This is a genomic window from Streptomyces sp. HNM0645 (assembly GCF_030056615.1).
Classification (GTDB): Bacteria; Actinomycetota; Actinomycetes; order Streptomycetales; family Streptomycetaceae; genus Streptomyces; species Streptomyces marianii.
The window spans coordinates 58,672-75,146 of the sequence record NZ_JASHLT010000004.1 but is presented as its reverse complement, the minus strand read 5'-3'; the positions used below and the strand labels follow the sequence as shown (position 1 = coordinate 75,146).

Below are 16,475 nucleotides of genomic sequence, written 5' to 3'. Positions count from 1 at the left end.
CTCCGCGGCGGCTCGGGCGGCGGACGCGGCACACGCACGGCGAGCCCCGGGCCGGGCCCGGAACCGAGTACGGCGGTCAGACCTGGCGGCGGGGAGCTCCGCCCGTGCCCGGGACCGGGAACGCGCCGGTGGCACGGCGGGTGATCTCGCCGTAGACCTCCGGGTCGGTGGTGAGGTCGCCGAGCAGACAGGTCTTGCGGCTGCCGTGGTAGTCGCTGGAACCGGTGGGCAGCAGACCGAGTTCAGCGGCGAGTCCGCGCAGCCTGGCCCGAGTCGGCCCGTCGTGGTCCATGTGGTCGACCTCGATACCGTCGAGACCGGCCGCGGCCAGCCGGGCGATGACGTCCTCGGACACGACCTCGCCGCGCTTCACGGCGAGCGGGTGGGCGAAGACCGTGACCCCGCCGGCCTCCTTCACCAGGCGGACCGCCTCGAACGGGTCGAGTTCGTGCTTCTCCACGTAGGCACGGCCGCCGTTCGCGAGCCAGTCGGGCGTGAAGGCCGCGGACACGTCGGGGACGACGCCGAGTTCGACGAGCGCGGCGGCGACGTGCGGCCTGCCGACCGAGCCGTCGCCGGCTATCCGGGAGACGTGCTCCCAGGTGATCGGCACCCCCAGCTCCCGGAGCCTGCCGACCATGGCCCTGGCGCGCGGCACCCGGTCGTCCCGCACCAGCTCGCGCTCGCGCGCCAGCTCGGGTTCCTCGGGGTCGAAGAGGTACGCCAGCATGTGCAGGCCCACACCGTCGGTCCGGCAGGACAGCTCCGCGCCGGTGACGAGGGTCAGCCCCTCGGGCAGCGCGGCGATCGCCTCGGCGTGGCCGCCCACGGTGTCGTGATCGGTGAGCGCCACGACGTCGAGCCCGGCGGCGGCCGCTCTGCGGACCAGCTCGGCCGGGGTGTCCGTCCCGTCGGAGGCCGTGGAGTGGGTGTGCAGGTCGATGCGCACGACGCGGGACTCCAGGGCTCGGGACGGACGGGCTGACGCTCAATCGTAACGGTGGCCCGAGCACCGCCCCGACCGGTTCGTCACGTGAAGACCGTCACGGGCCGTGCGCACGCCGAGGGCCGGGGCCGCGCTCACGGAAGCCCCGCGACGGCCCCCGGACACCGCCCCGGCGGCGGACCCCTGCCCGGCCCGCACGCAGAGGCCCCAGGTACCGGGCTCCGTCACCGGACCTCGTCCGACGGTCCTCGCACATGCACAACCGCCCCGGGCCTGCCGACCCCGGATCACCCGCACCGGGCCCTGCCGACCCCGGATCACCGGGATCGGGCCCTGCCCGACCGCGCCGGCGCCCCGGGCACGGACCGCGCGCCGTCACATCAGCAGGCGTGGCGACAGCGCCCCGCAGGGCAGCAGTTCGAGTTCCTGGCCGGCGTCCCGCAGATCGGTCAGTATCAGCTCGTCGTACATCAGCAGCCCGGTCGACTCGGGCCAGACGACCGCCCACAGCCAGAGCCCCCGCGCCTCGCCCGCGAACACCGCCCGGTCCTCCGGGGCGTCGTTGACGTGCCACAGCGGCGTCGGCCGGCCCACTGCCAGCACCTTGGCCTGGGGTGAGGTGTCGACGGTCATGTGCGGACCCGGGTCCGGCCCGTCGATCCCGGCGAAGCGGGCGCCGAGGCCGACACCGAGTTCCTCGGCGACGAGCAGCAACTCCCCCACACCGCCCAGCGGCCCGGGGCCGGAACAGGCCACGGCCGTGGCCCTGCCGCCGCTGCGGTCGTCGCCGGCGTACGCGACGCCGGTGAAGAGCCAGCCGACCGGGAGCGGCCACGGCATCCACACGGGCACCTGGGCACGGGCCACCACCACGCTGAGGGCCTCGACGCTCGGCGGGATCACGGGCTGCAGCGGATACACGGAACCGTGCACGTCGCACTGCCACGTGTCGGCGAAGAGACCGGGCGCCCTGACCCGGCCACCACACTTCGGGCAACTGGGTTCGCCCCTCATAGCGCTCAACGGTCCTACCCGTCCGGCGCCGCGTCAAGGACGATCACCCGTCCCGCACGGCGGTTTCACCCGCCCTCAGCAGGGAAGAGCATTTGCAGCCAACATCAGTTAGCGTCCCTAACTTACTGAGTGCATACGGCAACGGTCTGAACGGGAGAACACGGAGGGGTACCCGTACCCGCAGAGGATCCGCCCACCCGAGGGACGCGCACTGCCGGACGGGGCCTCAGCCGGCGGCGAGCAGGGGTCGCCGACGGAGCGGGAGGCATCCTGCGCCTGCGGTCGGCGAACCCGTCGGCTTCCGCACCGGACGGGACCTCGGGAACGTCCTCTTCGCCTCGACCCCACTCGCCGCCGTCATCGGCGCGGCGTCGGGCGGGAGCACCGAGGCGATCCCGCTGCACGGGTCGGCACTCGGACCGGCATGGTCTGCGGTCCGCTCGTCGGCGCCGTGCCGGGTGACGCCGGCCGGCGCCACCCGCCCTTCGGCACCTCGGCCCGATGACGATCGGGTTCCCGTGCACCGCGGCGGCCCTCGTGGAGCAGCTCGTCGTTGCCGGCGCCGCGGCGGAGTGAGTGGCGACGATCGCCCCGGCCCGGCGGACGGCGCTCATTCACGGAAGCCGCCCGGGGCCGCACCGGTCCGTGCGCCCCGTATCGACTGACCTCCGCCCCTGGCCGTCCGGCCCGCACGACGGTGTCGGTCCGGCTCGGCCCACTCGGCCGGCTCAGCAGGCTCCGCCGACTCGGCCATGAGATAGGTCACTTCACACATCGCCGACGGCAGCCGACATCACGTCAGGGGCACGGGCTTCCGCAGCGGATCACGGAGGTCCGTACCGTGCGTCAGCCACCGCTCCTGGAGCTTTCCCGCACCGTGCACCCGCTTCCACGCGGCCTCGTTCGGCGTCATCGGCAGCAGCGGCAGAAACCGGACCGGGTCCATGGGGGCGCCGAGTTCGAGATCCTCCACCAGACCGCCGGACTCGGCGACCAGCACCGAGGTGAACGGGGCACCCGGCCACAGCGGCTCGCCCACGTCCAGTGAGTTCCCGGGGGCCACGATCACCCCTTCCACCTGCGGGGAAGAGGCCAGAACGGCGAGCGGCCGCAGCACCTTGTCGGTATCGGCCAGCCCGGCGCGCACCGACAGGACGAGCTCCGCGCGCGGCCCCTTCACCGGGTCGGCGAGGGTGTCCTGGGGGTCGGTCATCGGCTGGGCCGACATGCCCAGCGTGGCATAGCGGACGATGTCCCCGTCGACGAACCGGAGCACCTCGATCCGTTCCGTACCGAGAAAGGTCACCGCGGCGCGCGCGTCCGGTTCACCCAGCGCGCTGCGCAGCCGCGCCTCGACCAGAGCAAGAACTTCTCCCATCCCGCGAGCATAGATCGCATCAGGAACGGGCAAAGGAAGGGATTGGCCCTCAGTCGGCTGATAGGCTTGGCCGCCTGCTCGGGACGACATGCAGAAGCATGGTTCTCGGATCCCGACGACACGTCTTCCCCCACGGGGGACCGGCCGGAGGAGGTGGGGCTGCGATGGATCGAAGTCGACCGTGCAGTACCAACCGCTCTTCCGCGCGACTCCTCCCCTCGTTCCGCTGAGGGCTTCTCACACCGTCAGTTCCATGGCACCGCGCATGACGGAAGAGCACGACTCCCCTGCCTGACTGTCTGTAGCGAACGCCGTCACCGCGTCCCGCGGTGCCGCCCGCTTTGCGGACGTATGGAGACACGTCCTCATTCCGGGCTGTGCCACGCCTCGCACCGGCGGCCTCTCCGTGAAGGAGCCTGCCATGTCGATGATCCGTGACCTGCGTCAAGCGGTCCGCCCCACCCTGCGCAAGGGCAGCGGCCCGTACAGCGCGTACGACGCCACCCGTGACCCCTCCGCGTCCACCGCCGTCGTGGACTGCGCCGTCTACCGTGACGGCAAGCGCCTGGAGAACACCGGCTGCCTCACCCCGCGCGAGGCGATGCTGCGGGTGCGTGAGGGTGGCGGCTTCGCCTGGATCGGCCTGCACGAGCCGACGGAGGAGGAGTTCTCCGGCATCGCCGCCGAGTTCGGCCTCCACCCGCTGGCCGTCGAGGACGCCGTGCACGCGCACCAGCGGCCCAAGCTGGAGCGGTACGACGACACCTTGTTCACGGTCTTCAAGACCGTCCACTACGTGGACCACACGGAGCTGACGCCGACCAGCGAGGTCGTCGAGACCGGCGAGGTGATGTGCTTCACCGGGCCCGACTTCGTGATCACCGTCCGGCACGGCGGCCAGGGCTCCCTGCGCAATCTCCGCCACCGGTTGCAGGAAGACCCCGAGTTGCTCGCCAAGGGCCCCTCCGCGGTGCTCCACGCCATCGCCGACCATGTCGTGGACGGCTACATCGCGGTCGCGGACGCCGTGCAGGTCGACATCGACGAGATCGAGATCGACGTGTTCTCGGCGCCGTCGAAGGGCAGCACCCGAGGCACCGACACCGGGCGGATCTACCAGCTCAAGCGTGAGGTGCTGGAGTTCAAGCGGGCCGTGACCCCGTTGCTGCGGCCCATGCAGCTGCTGAGCGAGCGCCCGATGCGGCTGGTCGACCCGGACATCCAGAAGTACTTCCGCGACGTCGCCGACCACCTGGCCCGGGTGCAGGAGCAGGTCATCGGCTTCGACGAGCTGCTGAACTCGATCCTGCAGGCCAATCTGGCGCAGGCGACCGTCGCCCAGAACGAGGACATGCGCAAGATCACGTCCTGGGCAGCGATCATCGCCGTCCCGACGGCGGTCTGCGGGATCTACGGCATGAACTTCGACCACATGCCCGAACTCCACTGGCGGTACGGCTACCCCATGGTGCTCATCGGCATCGTCGGGACCTGTCTCACCATCCACCGCACGCTGAAGCGCAACGGCTGGCTCTAGGCTAATAGGCTGCGGGCATGAACGACGCTTCCGCCCGCCCCGCCGAGGACCCCCTGCTCGGGCAGGCCCTCGTGGAGGAGGCCACCAAGAAGTCCGGTCTGATCTGGGTGCGCGGCAGCGGCCCGGACCGAGCGCTGTGGCATGCGTGGCACGACGGCGCGGCCCATGTCGTCGGCGACGGGCCGGGCGAGCAGCCGTTGCCCGGACTGGCCGACGGCTCCACCGCCGAGGTCACCGTGCGCAGCAAGGACAAGGGTGGCCGGCTGGTCTCGTGGACCGCCGCGGTGAGCGAGCTGACGCCGGGCTCCGAGGCCTGGGAGGCGGCCGTCGGCGAGCTGAAGGGCAAGCGGCTCAACGCCCCGGACGGCGAGCGGATGACCGAGCGCTGGGGTCGCGAGTGCCGGGTGCTGCGGTTGGAGCCGCGCGGGTCCAGCACCGACCACCCCGAGGACTCCCTGGCCGCCGTGCCGCTGCCCACACCGGCCACGACCCGTCGGCCCATCCCGGCCGCCCTGCCCCGGCTCCTCCGCCGCGGCCGCAGGCGCCACTGAGGTCGTACCGGCCACGGACCGGTGTCCGCGGTCCCCGGTCGGCGGGTCCCGGTCGTCGTCGACCACAGTCGGCCGCGGGGGACGCGCTGCGCGGCATCGGCACCGCCGCGAACCCGGGACCGTGCTCACCGTCGTGTGCGGGGTTCGCAGGGACCACCGCGTACCGGGGCCGGCGACGGACGCTCCCGGCACCGGAGCCGGGCCGGGCGCCCTTGGCCGGGGTGTGACGCTGTCGGGGATCTTGGGGATCCCCCGCAGAGCCACGCTAGTCGTTCGCGCGCGGGAGCTGGCGGCCGTAGTCGACCGTCTCGTCCTTGTCGGGGGCCTCCAGCGGGAAGTCCTGGCCCCATTCCCCCAGTGTGAGGACGCCCGCGTCGCCCGCCCGGTCCAACTGGAGGGGGTACGGCTTGCCCTCGAGCGAGACCGCGAGCGTCCCTCCGTTGCCCTCGCCGCCCATGATCTCGATCGTGCGGACTCCGCCGACGGTGGCGCGGTCGCCCTTGCTGAGCTTGCCGTGGAGGCCCAGCAGCCCGTCGAGGAGGACGTTCATGTCGGTGAAGCCGCGCAGTTGCTTGTAGGCCGGGTCGTCCTCGGGCACCTTGACGTACTTGCCGTCCAGCTTCTCGGCAGCGGCCACGTCCTCCTCGCCGGGCTCCGCGTCGTCGCCCTTGCCGTCGGAGTCGGCGTGCACCCAGAAACCCGCGTCGGCCTTCAGGAAGAGGGCGTCCTCGACCCGCAGCAGCTCGAAGGTGGAGTTCTTCGAGGTCACCGAGCCCACCCCGCCGGACTTCTTCAGCCGCATGTTCAGCTTGTACGTGCCGCCCTTGGACACCAGCGTGCCCGCCACCCGCACCGCGTCCGCCGCGTCGGCCGCCGCCTTGGCCTTCTTCTCGATGGCGGTCGCCTCCAGCTTCCCGACGCCGTTCGTCCCCGCGTCCGGGTCCTCGCCGCACCCGGTGAGGGCTATGGCCAGCGCCGCGCACAGCGCGAGGGGGAGCGCGGCCCGGCGCACAGGGGCTGCCGGACCCGGGGGGAGAGCGGTCACGAGCGCACTGCCTCTCATACGCGTGGGGGTGGCAGACCGCAGCGTACCCGGGGTCGGAGGGCTTACCGGAGGGCAGTCGTCCGGACCTCCGGCGACAGCACCACGGATCGGTACGGGCTAGCCTGAAGCCGTTGAACGATGCCATTTCGGAGCAATCCGTTTCGCTCCTCGTACGAACCCGGCGGTCTGCCCCAGTGCCCCGCCGCGGCAGTGGAGGAGGCGCTGAGCATGACGGCAGACGGCCCTCGGATCTTCCTCTCGCATCTCGCCGGGGTCCCGGTCTTCGGTCCCGGCGGCGACCCGGTCGGGCGCGTGCGGGACCTCGTGGCCACCTTCCGGGCCGACCGTCCGCCACGGCTGGTGGGTCTGGTCGTCGAGGTCCTCGGGCACGGCCCCGTCTTCGTGCCCGTCTCCCGGGCGACCGGCCTCGAGTCCGGCCAGGTCACGCTGTCCGGCCCCGTGAGCATGCGCCGATTCGGCCTGCGGCCGGACGAGCGGCTCGTCCTCGGCCAGTTGCTGGACCGGCGGGTGCGACTCGCGGACTCGGGCGAGCAGGTCACGGTCCTGGACGTCGAGGTTCACCGGCACCCGGCCCGCGGGCAGTGGGAGGCCGCCCGGATCTGCGCGCACCGCGACCGGGGTGGAACCACCCGCAACCGCGGTGAGGCTCTGGCGGTCGACTGGTCGGCGCTGAGCGGCCTGCCGCCCGAGGAGACCTCGGCGGCGTCCCCGGTGGGGAATCGCCCGAGCTCCGGGGAGGACACGGAGGGGGAGGCCGAGCAGGGTCGAACGGCACGGGCCCTGATGAGGACCGAGCCGGTCGTGGTGCCGCCGGAGGCCACCGTCGGCAACGCCCTGGCCCGGCTCGGGGAGCGGGACCTGATGCAGGCGCTGGCGGCCCAGGTGTACGTCTGCCGGCCACCGGGCGAGCCTCCCACGGGCCCGTACCTGGGCACGGTGCCCGTCCAGCGGCTGCTGCGGAGCGCACCGGACGCGCCCGTCGCGCCCCTCGTGGACACCGAGCTGCCCCCGCTGGAACCGGACACCCCGCTGCCGGCGGTCAGCTGCTGCCTGACCGCCTACGACCTGGTCGCGGCACCCGTGGTGGACGACGACGGGGCCCTGCTGGGCGCGGTCACCGTCGACGCCGTACTTGACCATCTGCTGCCCGACCACTGGCGGGAGGCCGAGTACGGGATGCCGGACTCCGACGGGGCGGAGCCGGGAGCGGCCGGGACCGGCGCGGACGGGGATCCGGCGCAACCGCCCGCGGCGGCCGCGCCATTCCCGTCCGGGCACCCCGACGGACGTGACGAAGGCGACCGCTGACGGGGGCCCCCGGGGCGGGATCCCGCGCCGTACCATCGTGCGTATGGTTACGGAAGACGCGGTGCGCGACGCACTGGCGACGGTGAACGACCCCGAGATCAACAAGCCGATCACGGATCTCGGCATGGTCAAGTCGGTGGAGATCGGATCCGACGGCGCGGTCGCCGTCACGGTCTACCTCACCGTCTCCGGGTGCCCGATGCGCGAGACGATCACCCAGCGCGTCACGGACGCCGTCTCGGGCGTCGAGGGCGTCACCGGCGTCGAGGTCTCCCTGGACGTGATGAGCGACGAGCAGCGCCGCGAGCTCGCGGCCTCGCTGCGCGGCACGACCGCCGAGCGCGAGGTGCCGTTCGCCAAGCCGGGCTCGCTGACGCGCGTCTACGCGGTCGCCTCCGGCAAGGGCGGTGTGGGCAAGTCCTCCGTGACCGTCAACCTGGCGGCTGCCATGGCCGCCGACGGGCTGAAGGTCGGTGTCGTCGACGCCGACATCTACGGCCACAGCGTGCCGCGCATGCTCGGCGCGGACGGCCGTCCCACCCAGGTCGAGAACATGATCATGCCGCCGTCCGCGAACGGTGTGAAGGTCATCTCGATCGGTATGTTCACCCCGGGCAACGCACCGGTCGTCTGGCGCGGCCCGATGCTGCACCGCGCACTGCAGCAGTTCCTCGCGGACGTCTACTGGGGCGACCTGGACGTGCTGCTGCTCGACCTGCCGCCGGGCACCGGCGACATCGCGATCTCCGTGGCCCAGCTGGTGCCCAACGCCGAGATCCTGGTCGTCACCACGCCGCAGCAGGCCGCGGCGGAGGTCGCGGAGCGGGCCGGTTCCATCGCCGTCCAGACCCACCAGAAGATCGTCGGTGTCGTCGAGAACATGTCGGGGCTGCCGTGCCCGCACTGTGACGAGATGGTCGACGTCTTCGGCACGGGCGGTGGCCAGGTGGTCGCCGACGGACTGACGAAGACCACGGGCGCCCAGGTGCCGGTGCTCGGCCAGATCCCCATCGACGTACGGCTCCGGGAGGGCGGCGACGAGGGCAAGCCCGTGGTCCTCACCGATCCCGACTCCCCCGCCGGTTCCGCCCTGCGGGCCATCGCGGGCAAGCTCGGCGGCCGTCAGCGCGGTCTGTCGGGCATGTCGCTCGGCATCACCCCGCGCAACAAGTTCTGAGGCCCCCTCCCGACGGCGTCGCGGGACTGCCCACAACCCCCGGGGTTGTGGGCAGTCGTCGAACCGGGGCAGCGGCCCGGCGCGGGGTCCGCGCGGTCTAGGCGTACGCCTCGAGGTCCTGGACCACGGAGAAGCCGAGCCCGTACGCGCTCATCCCCCGCCCGTAGGCCCCGATGTGCACCCCGTTTCCGGTCGAACCGGCGAGCACCCAGCCGAACTCGGACTCGCGGTAGTGGAACCGCACGGGCACCCCGTCCACCGGCAGGGACAGCTCCGACCAGGCGGGCCCGGTGAGGTCGTCCGCGAGCTCGAAGGCGGTCTCCGTCTGCTGGTCCAGCCAGTCGTCCCGCAGGGTGTGGTCGAGCTGTGCCGGCCAGGTGCATGCCAGCAGGCCCGAGCCAGCCAGCCAGGCGGCCGAGGAGACGGTCGTGGCGTCCAGGACGCCCGTACCGTCACCGGTGTGCCGCACCGGGCTCGACGCGACGGTGACGACCACGGCAAAGCGTTCCTTCTCCGCGCCGGTGGCGTCGGACTTTATCGACGGCTCCTCGCCGTGCCCCATGGAGCCGTGCTGGACCGAGCCGTCGGCGGCCGTACCGACCTGCATCAGCCAGCGCGGCCCGGTGAAGGCCTCGTCCAGGCCGTACCAGGGGAAGGGCGCCCGCAGATAGCCGTCGACGGTACGCCGGGCTGCGGGCACCCCCTCAGCGGTGGAACTGCTGGGCGAATCCTGCGCCTCTACCCGACTGGTCGTCTCCATCTACCCGGCCGCCTCCTTGGTCAGCGAGGTCCGGAACGGCCCGCCCCCCGCGGGCGTCCTCTATCCCGGACAGATGGAGGATAGCCACCCGTCACCGACTCGTTGGGATTGACGGCGGTAGGGGGCCTCAGGTGGCGTCTGCGTCGAAGGGCGGCCGCTCGCCCTGATCGGGCTTTTCGCGCTTCTTGAGGAGATCCGGGGTCGCACCCGCGTCCGGCGTGCCGCCGACACCGGCCCGCACCGGGTCGGCGGGCTCCTTGCCGTTCACGGCGTCCGCGACCTCGTTGATCTCCTTCTTGAGGTCGAAGCTGCTGCGGATCTCCCTGAGGTCCTCGTTGTCGGAGAGCTGCTTCCGGATGAAGGCCTTGGGATTCAGGTCCTCGAACTCGAAGTCCTTGAATTCCGGGCCCAGTTCGCTGCGGATGTCGTGCTTCGCGTTGTCGGAGAATTCGCGGACCTTGCGGATGAAGCGCGAGACGTCCTGGATGACCTTGGGCAGCTTGTCCGGGCCGAAGACCAGCACGGCGAGGACCACGAGCGTCACGAGCTCGAGTGCGCCTATGTCGTTGAACACCTTGCTGCTCCTCGTGTTCTCGTTCTCCGTGCCCGCAGCGCTGGGACGAGCGGGACCTGCTCCACGGTACCCGGCAAATCTGTCCCGACGGTACCTTCGGGATGTCCGTCACGTGCCGGTCGACGAACCGAGCGTCACCGCCCTCGTCTGCTCCCTGCCGGCGCGGAGCACCGTCAGTTCCAGCCGATCGCCGGGCCGGTGCGCACGGATCTTGACGATGAGCTCCTCGCCGTTGTGCACCCGCTGGCCGTCGACCTTGGTGATGACGTCGCCCGGGCGGATGCCGGCCTTGGCCGCGGGGCCGCCCGCGGTCACGGACGGGGCGCCGTCCTTGCCCTTCTCGCCGACGCGCGCGCCGTCTCCCGAGTACTGCATGTCGAGGCTGACGCCGATCACCGGGTGAGTGGCCTTTCCGGTGTTGATCAGCTCCTCGGCGACCCGCTTGCCCTGGTTGATGGGGATGGCGAAGCCGAGACCGATCGAGCCGGCCTGCCCGGATCCGGCGTCGGGGCCGGACCCGCTGTCCGCGGCGCGGATGGCGCTGTTGATACCGATGACCCGGGCCCTGGAGTCCACGAGCGGCCCGCCGGAGTTCCCGGGGTTTATCGGTGCGTCGGTCTGCAGGGCGTCGACGTAGCTGATGTCGCTGCCGTCGCCCTTCTCCCCGCCGGCGGTGATCGGGCGCTCCTTGGCGCTGATGATTCCGGCGGTCACGGTGTTCTGGAGATCGAAGGGGGCGCCGATGGCCACGACCGGGTCACCGACCCGGACGTTGTCGGAGTTGCCCAGCGGCAGCGGCTTGAGGCCGGAGACACCCCTGACCTTGACCACGGCGAGGTCGTAGCCACTGTCCTTGCCGACGAGGGTGGCCCGGGCAGTCTCGCCGCCGCTGAACGTGACGGAGATGTCGCCGGAGCTGCCCGCCGGGGAGACCACGTGGTTGTTCGTGAGGATGTGTCCCTGCGCGTCCAGCACGAAGCCGGTGCCGGTGCCCTGCTCACCGCCTCCACTGACGTGCAGCGTCACCACACCGGGAAGGGCGCTGGCGGCGATCCCGGCGATGCTGTCGGGCGCGCGGTCGGTGCGCTCCGGCCCCGCCTGCGGCAGTTCGACGCTGGTGATCCCCCCGTTGCGCTCCAGGTACGCGCCCACGCCGCCGCCGAGGACTCCGGCGAGCAGCGCGAAGATCAGCGCGCCGGCGAAGGCCATGCCCCGCCGGGACTTCCGCCTCGGCGGCTCACCGGTCCGGACCAGGGTCCCGCCGGGTGCACCCCAGGGGTCGTACTGCCGCCACTGCTCCGGCACGGGGGCGGGGTGCGGTGCGGGCGCGCCGGGAGCCGTGGCGGAACCCGGGTAGCCGCTGCCGGCCGGGTACCGCGGCGGCGTTCCGCCGGCCCCGCCGGGGTGCTGCACCGGCGGCGCGGAAGCCCACGGCCCGGGGCCGCCGTACGGCGGTGTGCGGTACTCGTCCGGCTCGTGCAGGGGCCGCGCGCCCCCGTCCGGATGCCCGGCCGCGGGGACGCCGGCCGGATGCGGGGCCTCATCGGTGGAGACGGGGGCGGCGTTCCGGACCGGCTGGGAGTACGGGGCACCCACGCTGCCGTTCCGGCGGGTGTCCGCGTCGTGCGCGGCGGCCGGAGTGCCCGCCCAGGTGTGGCCGGCGCCCTTGTCGGCGGCAGGCGCGTCGGCGCGGGTGTCCGCGCCCGTGTCGTGCGCGGCGGCCGGCCCGCTCGCGCGGATGTCGTCCGGAGCGGGCTCCCGGGGCAGGTCGCCCTCGTGTGTCCCACCGGGCGGCAGCGCGACGGCGGGATCCTCGTCGGCGCCGGGCTCGGCCGGTGCGCTCCCGGGGCGGCCGAGTGCCGGCGCCTGCTGCGCCGCGGGCGCGAGGGGGGCGGGCGCGGGAAGCGGGTACTCCGGCTGGTCGTCCACGAGAGCTCCCGGCGCGACGGGCACCCGGTCGTCACTGCCCGGGGCACGGGCCTCGACCGCGCCGACCTCGGGCTCCTCCGCCGAGCGGGCCGCGTCGGCGGGCGACGACGGCTCGGGGTGGGCCGGACGGCTCCACCACTTCGGCTTGGGACCCGTCGGCTTCCCGTTCTCCATGCTCTCCCCGCAACTGCCGCTCCGTGTGCCCGCCGGGCACCGTCCCCTGGATTCAACCAGGTTTGCGGATGGCGTCCTACAGTGCGCCCGGCCTCCCCGGAGCGGCCCTCCGTATCAGCGCCGGTGCGGGGCGGCGAAACGGCTGGGCTGCGGGGACGCGGACGCGCTGGGCCCGGGAGCCGTGGCCAGCTGGAACGCCGAGGCGGTCGGCCGCGCCGACGGCGGTACGGCACCGCCGTCGGTGAGCGGTGACGACGCCGCGAAGGGCGGGGACGGCGGCCGCGTCCGGACCAGGGTCTGCGGGGCGATCGCCACCACGGGGGTGCTGCTGATCCCGGTGACGCCGGTCCCGCCGCCCCGTCTGCGGTTGGCCTCCGTGCCCGCGCCGGTCGTGGCCGTGCGCAGGGGGGTCACGTTGTTGCCCCGGTTGTCCCCACGGGCGGAGGCGTCGCCCGTGGCGGCGAGCGGCAGCGACCCGCCCAGCGCGATCGCGGCGAACGACACCGCGCTGGCCGCGGCGAAGGCGAACCTCCGGCCGCGCCACGCGGAGCGCTCGGCCTCCTGACGCGCCACGTCGTGGATGCGGAACCCGGAGCCCGGCCCGCCGTCGGGCAGACCGTGGCCGCCCGGGACGTATCCGAAGCCCTCCGAGGTCACGCCGAAGACGCCGTCGCCGGGACGTCCCCGGCGATGAGGACCTCCCCGCCCGTCGTCATCACCTCCGGGCGGACCCGCGGGCAACCCCTGGAGCCGTGCGAGAAGGCCCTCGGACGGCGGCGGCGGTGCGGCCGTGGCGAAGACGCTCTTCAGCCGACGCTGTGCGTCGGCCTCGGCCTTGCACTTGGGACACGTCGCGAGATGGGCCAGGACGCGCTCGCGCGCGTCGTGTTTGAGCTCGCCGTCGACCAGGGCAGCGAGCCGGTCCCCCAGATGCTGCTCCGCAGGGGTCGGACTGGTGCTGCTCACGCCGTCCCGCCCTCCCCGGCCACTCCTGCGAGGGAGCGCTGCTCGGCACGCGCCTCGGGAGAGCGGTGCCGCAGGGCCTTGCGCAGATGGGAGCGGCCGCGGTGGATCCGGCTGCGGACGGTGCCGAGCTTGACGCCGAGCGTGGCGGCGATCTCCTCGTACGACAGGCCCTCGATGTCGCAGAGCACCACGGCGGCGCGGAACTCGGGGGCCAGGGTGTCCAGCGCCTGCTGGACGTCGGCGTCGAAGTGGGTGTCGTTGAAGACCTGCTGCGGGGACGGCTCCCGGCTGGGCAGCCGCTCGGCCGCGTCGTCGCCCAGTGCGTCGAAGCGGATGCGCTGCTTGCGGCGGACCATGTCCAGGAACAGGTTCGTCGTGATGCGGTGCAGCCAGCCCTCGAAGGTGCCCGGCGTGTAGGTCGACAGGGAGCGGAAGACGCGGACGAAGACCTCCTGGGTGAGGTCCTCGGCGTCGTGCTGGTTTCCGGTCAGACGGTAGGCGAGGCGGTAGACCCGACCGCTGTGCGTGCCGACGATGTCCTCCCACGAGGGAGGTGTCCACGGCTGCGGTTCCGCATCCGGTGCGAACGTCGCGGTGGGTACGGAGCCGGCCTGGCCGGATCGGGCGTCAGCGGTGTCGGTCACGGATTTCGGCTCACCCGCCGACCCGAGAAGGCGCCTCAGCACCCCTCTCCGGTCCACAGGCGCAGCCGCACCTCCCCTGTCGGCTCTGGTGGTGTCCAGTGGAGCCCCTACCATAGCCACCTCGCCCGTTAGCTCCGGATAAGAATCTTTACGCGAATTTGGGAACGGGTGCGATTCGCCCCGCGCCTTTCCCCGCTCTTCCATAACGCCCGGTCCCATCTGCGGGTTCCCGTGCGCAGCGGATACAGTCACGGTTGCGCCAACTACGGGGACAGGAGAGGGTCATCACCGCCAACCGGCAGACGAGCTGGGCGTTCGCCGACGCCTTTGTCGCCGAGGACGAAGCACTGCACTGGGCCCGCGACCGGGCCCGGGAGGCGGGGCTGCCCTCGGTGTCGCCCGGCACGGGCTCGGCCCTGCGTCTGCTGGCGGCCACGGCGGACGCCAAGGCGGTGGCGGAGATCGGCACCGGCACCGGCGTCTCCGGTATCTACCTGCTCCACGGCATGCGGCCGGACGGTGTGCTGACCACGGTCGACCCCGAGCCGGAGCGCCAGCAGTTCGCGCGCGAGGCCTTCCGTGCCGCCGGCTTCGCCGGGAACCGGGCCCGCTTCATCCCCGGGCGCGCCCTCGACGTACTGCCCAGGCTCGCGGACGGCGGGTACGACCTCGTCTTCTGCGACGGCGACCGGCTGGAGTCGCTCGACTATCTAGCTGAATCGTTGCGCCTGCTGCGGCCCGGGGGACTCGTGTGCTTCGAGGGTGTCTTCGCGGACGGCCGAACGGTCGATTCGGCGGCCCAGCCGGGCGAGGTGCTGCGCGTACGCGAGCTGCTGCGCACGGTGCGGGAGAGCCAGGAACTGCTGCCGTCGCTGCTCCCGGTGGGCGACGGGCTGCTCTGCGCGGTGCGCCGCGGCTGACGGGTGTACCGCCCGGCGGTCGCGGGTGCGGAACGCTCCGGCCTCCGCGGGCACGGGACGCGGGGCGGTCGCGGTCGCGGACGGCACTCACCCGTGAAGCGCGCGGGGTCGGGTGGGCGGAGTCGCGGAAACGGCACTGCCCCGGCGCAGCGAGGTTGCCGTGCCGGGGCAGTCCTTAAAGGTGTGGGCGCTTCCGCGTCAGCCGACGACCTTCTTGAGGGCGTCGCCAAGGGCGTCGGCCTCGTCCGGAGTCAGCTCGACGACAAGCCGACCGCCGCCTTCGAGCGGAACGCGCATGACGATGCCCCGCCCCTCCTTGGTCACCTCGAGCGGGCCGTCGCCCGTCCGCGGCTTCATGGCCGCCATGCTCGTTCCCCTTCCTGAAACCAGCTCATCGTCAGCCGACGGCCCCTGGGTGGGCACACGTCACCGGCATCGAACACATTGCTTCCCAGCCATTATCCCGCATCGCAGGACCCGATGACCAACATCGGTCGGCATCGCTTGCGCAACGCGCTTTCGCAAAACCACATAATTCGGGGATCCGCCTGCGATACTTCGCCCCGCCCGAGACCAGCGCACCGAACCGGGGCCGGGGAATTCTTTGACGCAGGTCACATACCGGGGCGTAGGTCGGCCCCGGCGATCTCCGCCATGCTGGGCTCGACATCACTGCCCGAGGTGCGAAGGGGACCCCGACATGGCCGACACCGTGCTGTACGAGGTGAGCGACGGACTCGCGACGATCACGATCAACCGGCCCGAGGCCATGAACGCGATGAACGTCGAGGCCAAGGTCGCCCTCCGGGACGCCCTCCAGGCGGCAGGGGCGGACGCCGGTGTACGGGCGGTCCTGCTGACGGCGACGGGTCGCGCGTTCTGTGTCGGCCAGGACCTCAAGGAGCACATCTCGCTGCTGGTCTCCGACCGGGAGTCGGGCACCGGCCACACGATGAACACCGTGCGCGACCACTACAACCCGATCGTGCGGGCGATCACCGAGATGCCGAAGCCGGTGGTGGCGGGCGTGAACGGCGTCGCCGCGGGTGCCGGCATGGGCTTCGCCCTGGCCGCGGACTACCGGGTCGTCGCGGACACCGCCAAGTTCACGACGTCCTTCGCCGGGGTCGCGCTGACGGCGGACTCCGGGGTCTCCTGGACGCTCCCTCGGTTGATCGGCCCCGGCAGGGCGGCCGACCTGCTGCTCTTCCCCCGGTCGATCTCCGCGCAGGAGGCCTTCGACCTGGGCTTCGTGAACAAGCTCGTACCGGCCGACGACCTGGCGGTGGAGGCCACGGCGGTCGCCCGCGCCCTGGCCGACGGCCCCACGCTCGCCTACGCCGCGATCAAGGAGTCGCTCGCGTACGGGGCGGGCCACACGCTGGGCGAGACGCTGGAGAAGGAGGACGAACTCCAGACCAGGGCCGGGGCCTCGGAGGACCACGCCATCGCGGTCCAGGCCTTCATCGCCAAGGAGAAGCCGAAGTACGTGGGCCACTGAGCCCTCACGCCACCGGCCGGTGCCGCCTCG

The 16,475-nt window shown here is 72.5% G+C and carries 16 protein-coding genes; 6 read left to right on the top strand and 10 right to left on the bottom strand.

Annotated features, from left to right (window positions below; genetic code table 11):
* Nucleotides 1–76: 76 nt before the first annotated feature.
* The 3 genes from QMZ92_RS03655 to QMZ92_RS03640 form a co-directional block, all read right to left on the bottom strand.
* Nucleotides 77–949 (bottom strand): PHP domain-containing protein, encoded by an 873-nt coding sequence (locus QMZ92_RS03655; RefSeq protein WP_283295773.1) that lies wholly within the window; start codon nt 947–949, stop codon nt 77–79.
* Between the two features lie 372 nt (nt 950–1,321).
* Nucleotides 1,322–1,960 (bottom strand): DUF6758 family protein, encoded by a 639-nt coding sequence (locus QMZ92_RS03650; protein WP_283295772.1) that lies wholly within the window; start codon nt 1,958–1,960, stop codon nt 1,322–1,324.
* A gap of 793 nt (nt 1,961–2,753) precedes the next feature.
* Entirely contained in the window at nt 2,754–3,338 is a 585-nt protein-coding gene (locus tag QMZ92_RS03640) for a suppressor of fused domain protein (RefSeq protein WP_283295771.1), read from the bottom strand.
* 421 nt (nt 3,339–3,759) lie between these two features.
* Between QMZ92_RS03640 and QMZ92_RS03635 the strand changes: the two genes are divergently transcribed.
* Nucleotides 3,760–4,875 (top strand): magnesium and cobalt transport protein CorA, encoded by a 1,116-nt coding sequence (locus QMZ92_RS03635; protein ID WP_283295770.1) that lies wholly within the window; start codon nt 3,760–3,762, stop codon nt 4,873–4,875.
* A gap of 17 nt (nt 4,876–4,892) precedes the next feature.
* Entirely contained in the window at nt 4,893–5,426 is a 534-nt protein-coding gene (locus tag QMZ92_RS03630; RefSeq protein WP_283295769.1) for a hypothetical protein, read from the top strand.
* Between the two features lie 265 nt (nt 5,427–5,691).
* Here the strand turns inward: QMZ92_RS03630 and QMZ92_RS03625 are convergent, their stop codons facing one another.
* Nucleotides 5,692–6,471 carry a hypothetical protein gene (locus tag QMZ92_RS03625; RefSeq protein ID WP_283295768.1) on the bottom strand — a complete coding sequence of 260 codons (780 nt, stop codon included), beginning with the start codon at nt 6,469–6,471 and terminating at the stop codon, nt 5,692–5,694.
* A gap of 228 nt (nt 6,472–6,699) precedes the next feature.
* Here QMZ92_RS03625 and QMZ92_RS03620 point away from each other — a divergent pair, with 228 nt between their 5' ends.
* Nucleotides 6,700–7,800 carry a CBS domain-containing protein gene (locus tag QMZ92_RS03620; protein ID WP_283295767.1) on the top strand — a complete coding sequence of 367 codons (1,101 nt, stop codon included), beginning with the start codon at nt 6,700–6,702 and terminating at the stop codon, nt 7,798–7,800.
* Nucleotides 7,801–7,843: 43 nt separating this feature from the next.
* A complete protein-coding gene (locus tag QMZ92_RS03615) occupies nt 7,844–8,977 on the top strand; it encodes an Mrp/NBP35 family ATP-binding protein (RefSeq protein WP_283295766.1) in 1,134 nt (377 codons plus the stop codon).
* Nucleotides 8,978–9,074: 97 nt separating this feature from the next.
* Here QMZ92_RS03615 and QMZ92_RS03610 read toward each other — a convergent pair whose 3' ends face one another.
* From QMZ92_RS03610 to sigE, 5 genes are all read right to left on the bottom strand, one after another.
* On the bottom strand, nt 9,075–9,737 hold the full coding sequence (locus QMZ92_RS03610; RefSeq protein WP_283295765.1) for a hypothetical protein: 663 nt from the start codon (nt 9,735–9,737) through the stop codon (nt 9,075–9,077).
* 127 nt (nt 9,738–9,864) lie between these two features.
* Nucleotides 9,865–10,311, bottom strand: a complete 447-nt coding sequence (locus QMZ92_RS03605; RefSeq protein WP_283295764.1) for a sec-independent translocase — start codon at nt 10,309–10,311, stop codon at nt 9,865–9,867.
* Between the two features lie 108 nt (nt 10,312–10,419).
* On the bottom strand, nt 10,420–12,414 hold the full coding sequence (locus QMZ92_RS03600) for a trypsin-like peptidase domain-containing protein (protein ID WP_283295763.1): 1,995 nt from the start codon (nt 12,412–12,414) through the stop codon (nt 10,420–10,422).
* Nucleotides 12,415–12,528: 114 nt separating this feature from the next.
* Nucleotides 12,529–13,380, bottom strand: coding sequence for an anti-sigma factor family protein (locus QMZ92_RS03595; RefSeq protein WP_283295762.1), 852 nt, complete (start codon nt 13,378–13,380; stop codon nt 12,529–12,531).
* Complete coding sequence (gene sigE, locus QMZ92_RS03590; protein WP_283295761.1) at nt 13,377–14,138, bottom strand: RNA polymerase sigma factor SigE; 762 nt, start codon at nt 14,136–14,138, stop codon at nt 13,377–13,379. Before sigE ends, QMZ92_RS03595 begins: the two co-directional genes overlap by 4 nt.
* Before the next feature lie 140 nt (nt 14,139–14,278).
* On the opposite strand from sigE, the gene QMZ92_RS03585 reads away from it, so the two are divergent.
* Nucleotides 14,279–14,944, top strand: a complete 666-nt coding sequence (locus QMZ92_RS03585) for an O-methyltransferase (RefSeq protein ID WP_283295760.1) — start codon at nt 14,279–14,281, stop codon at nt 14,942–14,944.
* 198 nt (nt 14,945–15,142) lie between these two features.
* On the opposite strand, the gene QMZ92_RS03580 is transcribed toward QMZ92_RS03585, so the two are convergent.
* The gene (locus tag QMZ92_RS03580) at nt 15,143–15,310 is read right to left on the bottom strand and encodes a DUF3117 domain-containing protein (protein ID WP_003966491.1); all 168 of its coding nucleotides are present in this window, start codon (nt 15,308–15,310) and stop codon (nt 15,143–15,145) included.
* A 334-nt stretch (nt 15,311–15,644) separates the two neighbouring features.
* Between QMZ92_RS03580 and chcB the strand changes: the two genes are divergently transcribed.
* Nucleotides 15,645–16,445 carry a 2-cyclohexenylcarbonyl CoA isomerase gene (chcB, locus tag QMZ92_RS03575; RefSeq protein ID WP_283295759.1) on the top strand — a complete coding sequence of 267 codons (801 nt, stop codon included), beginning with the start codon at nt 15,645–15,647 and terminating at the stop codon, nt 16,443–16,445.
* Nucleotides 16,446–16,475 lie beyond the last annotated feature (30 nt).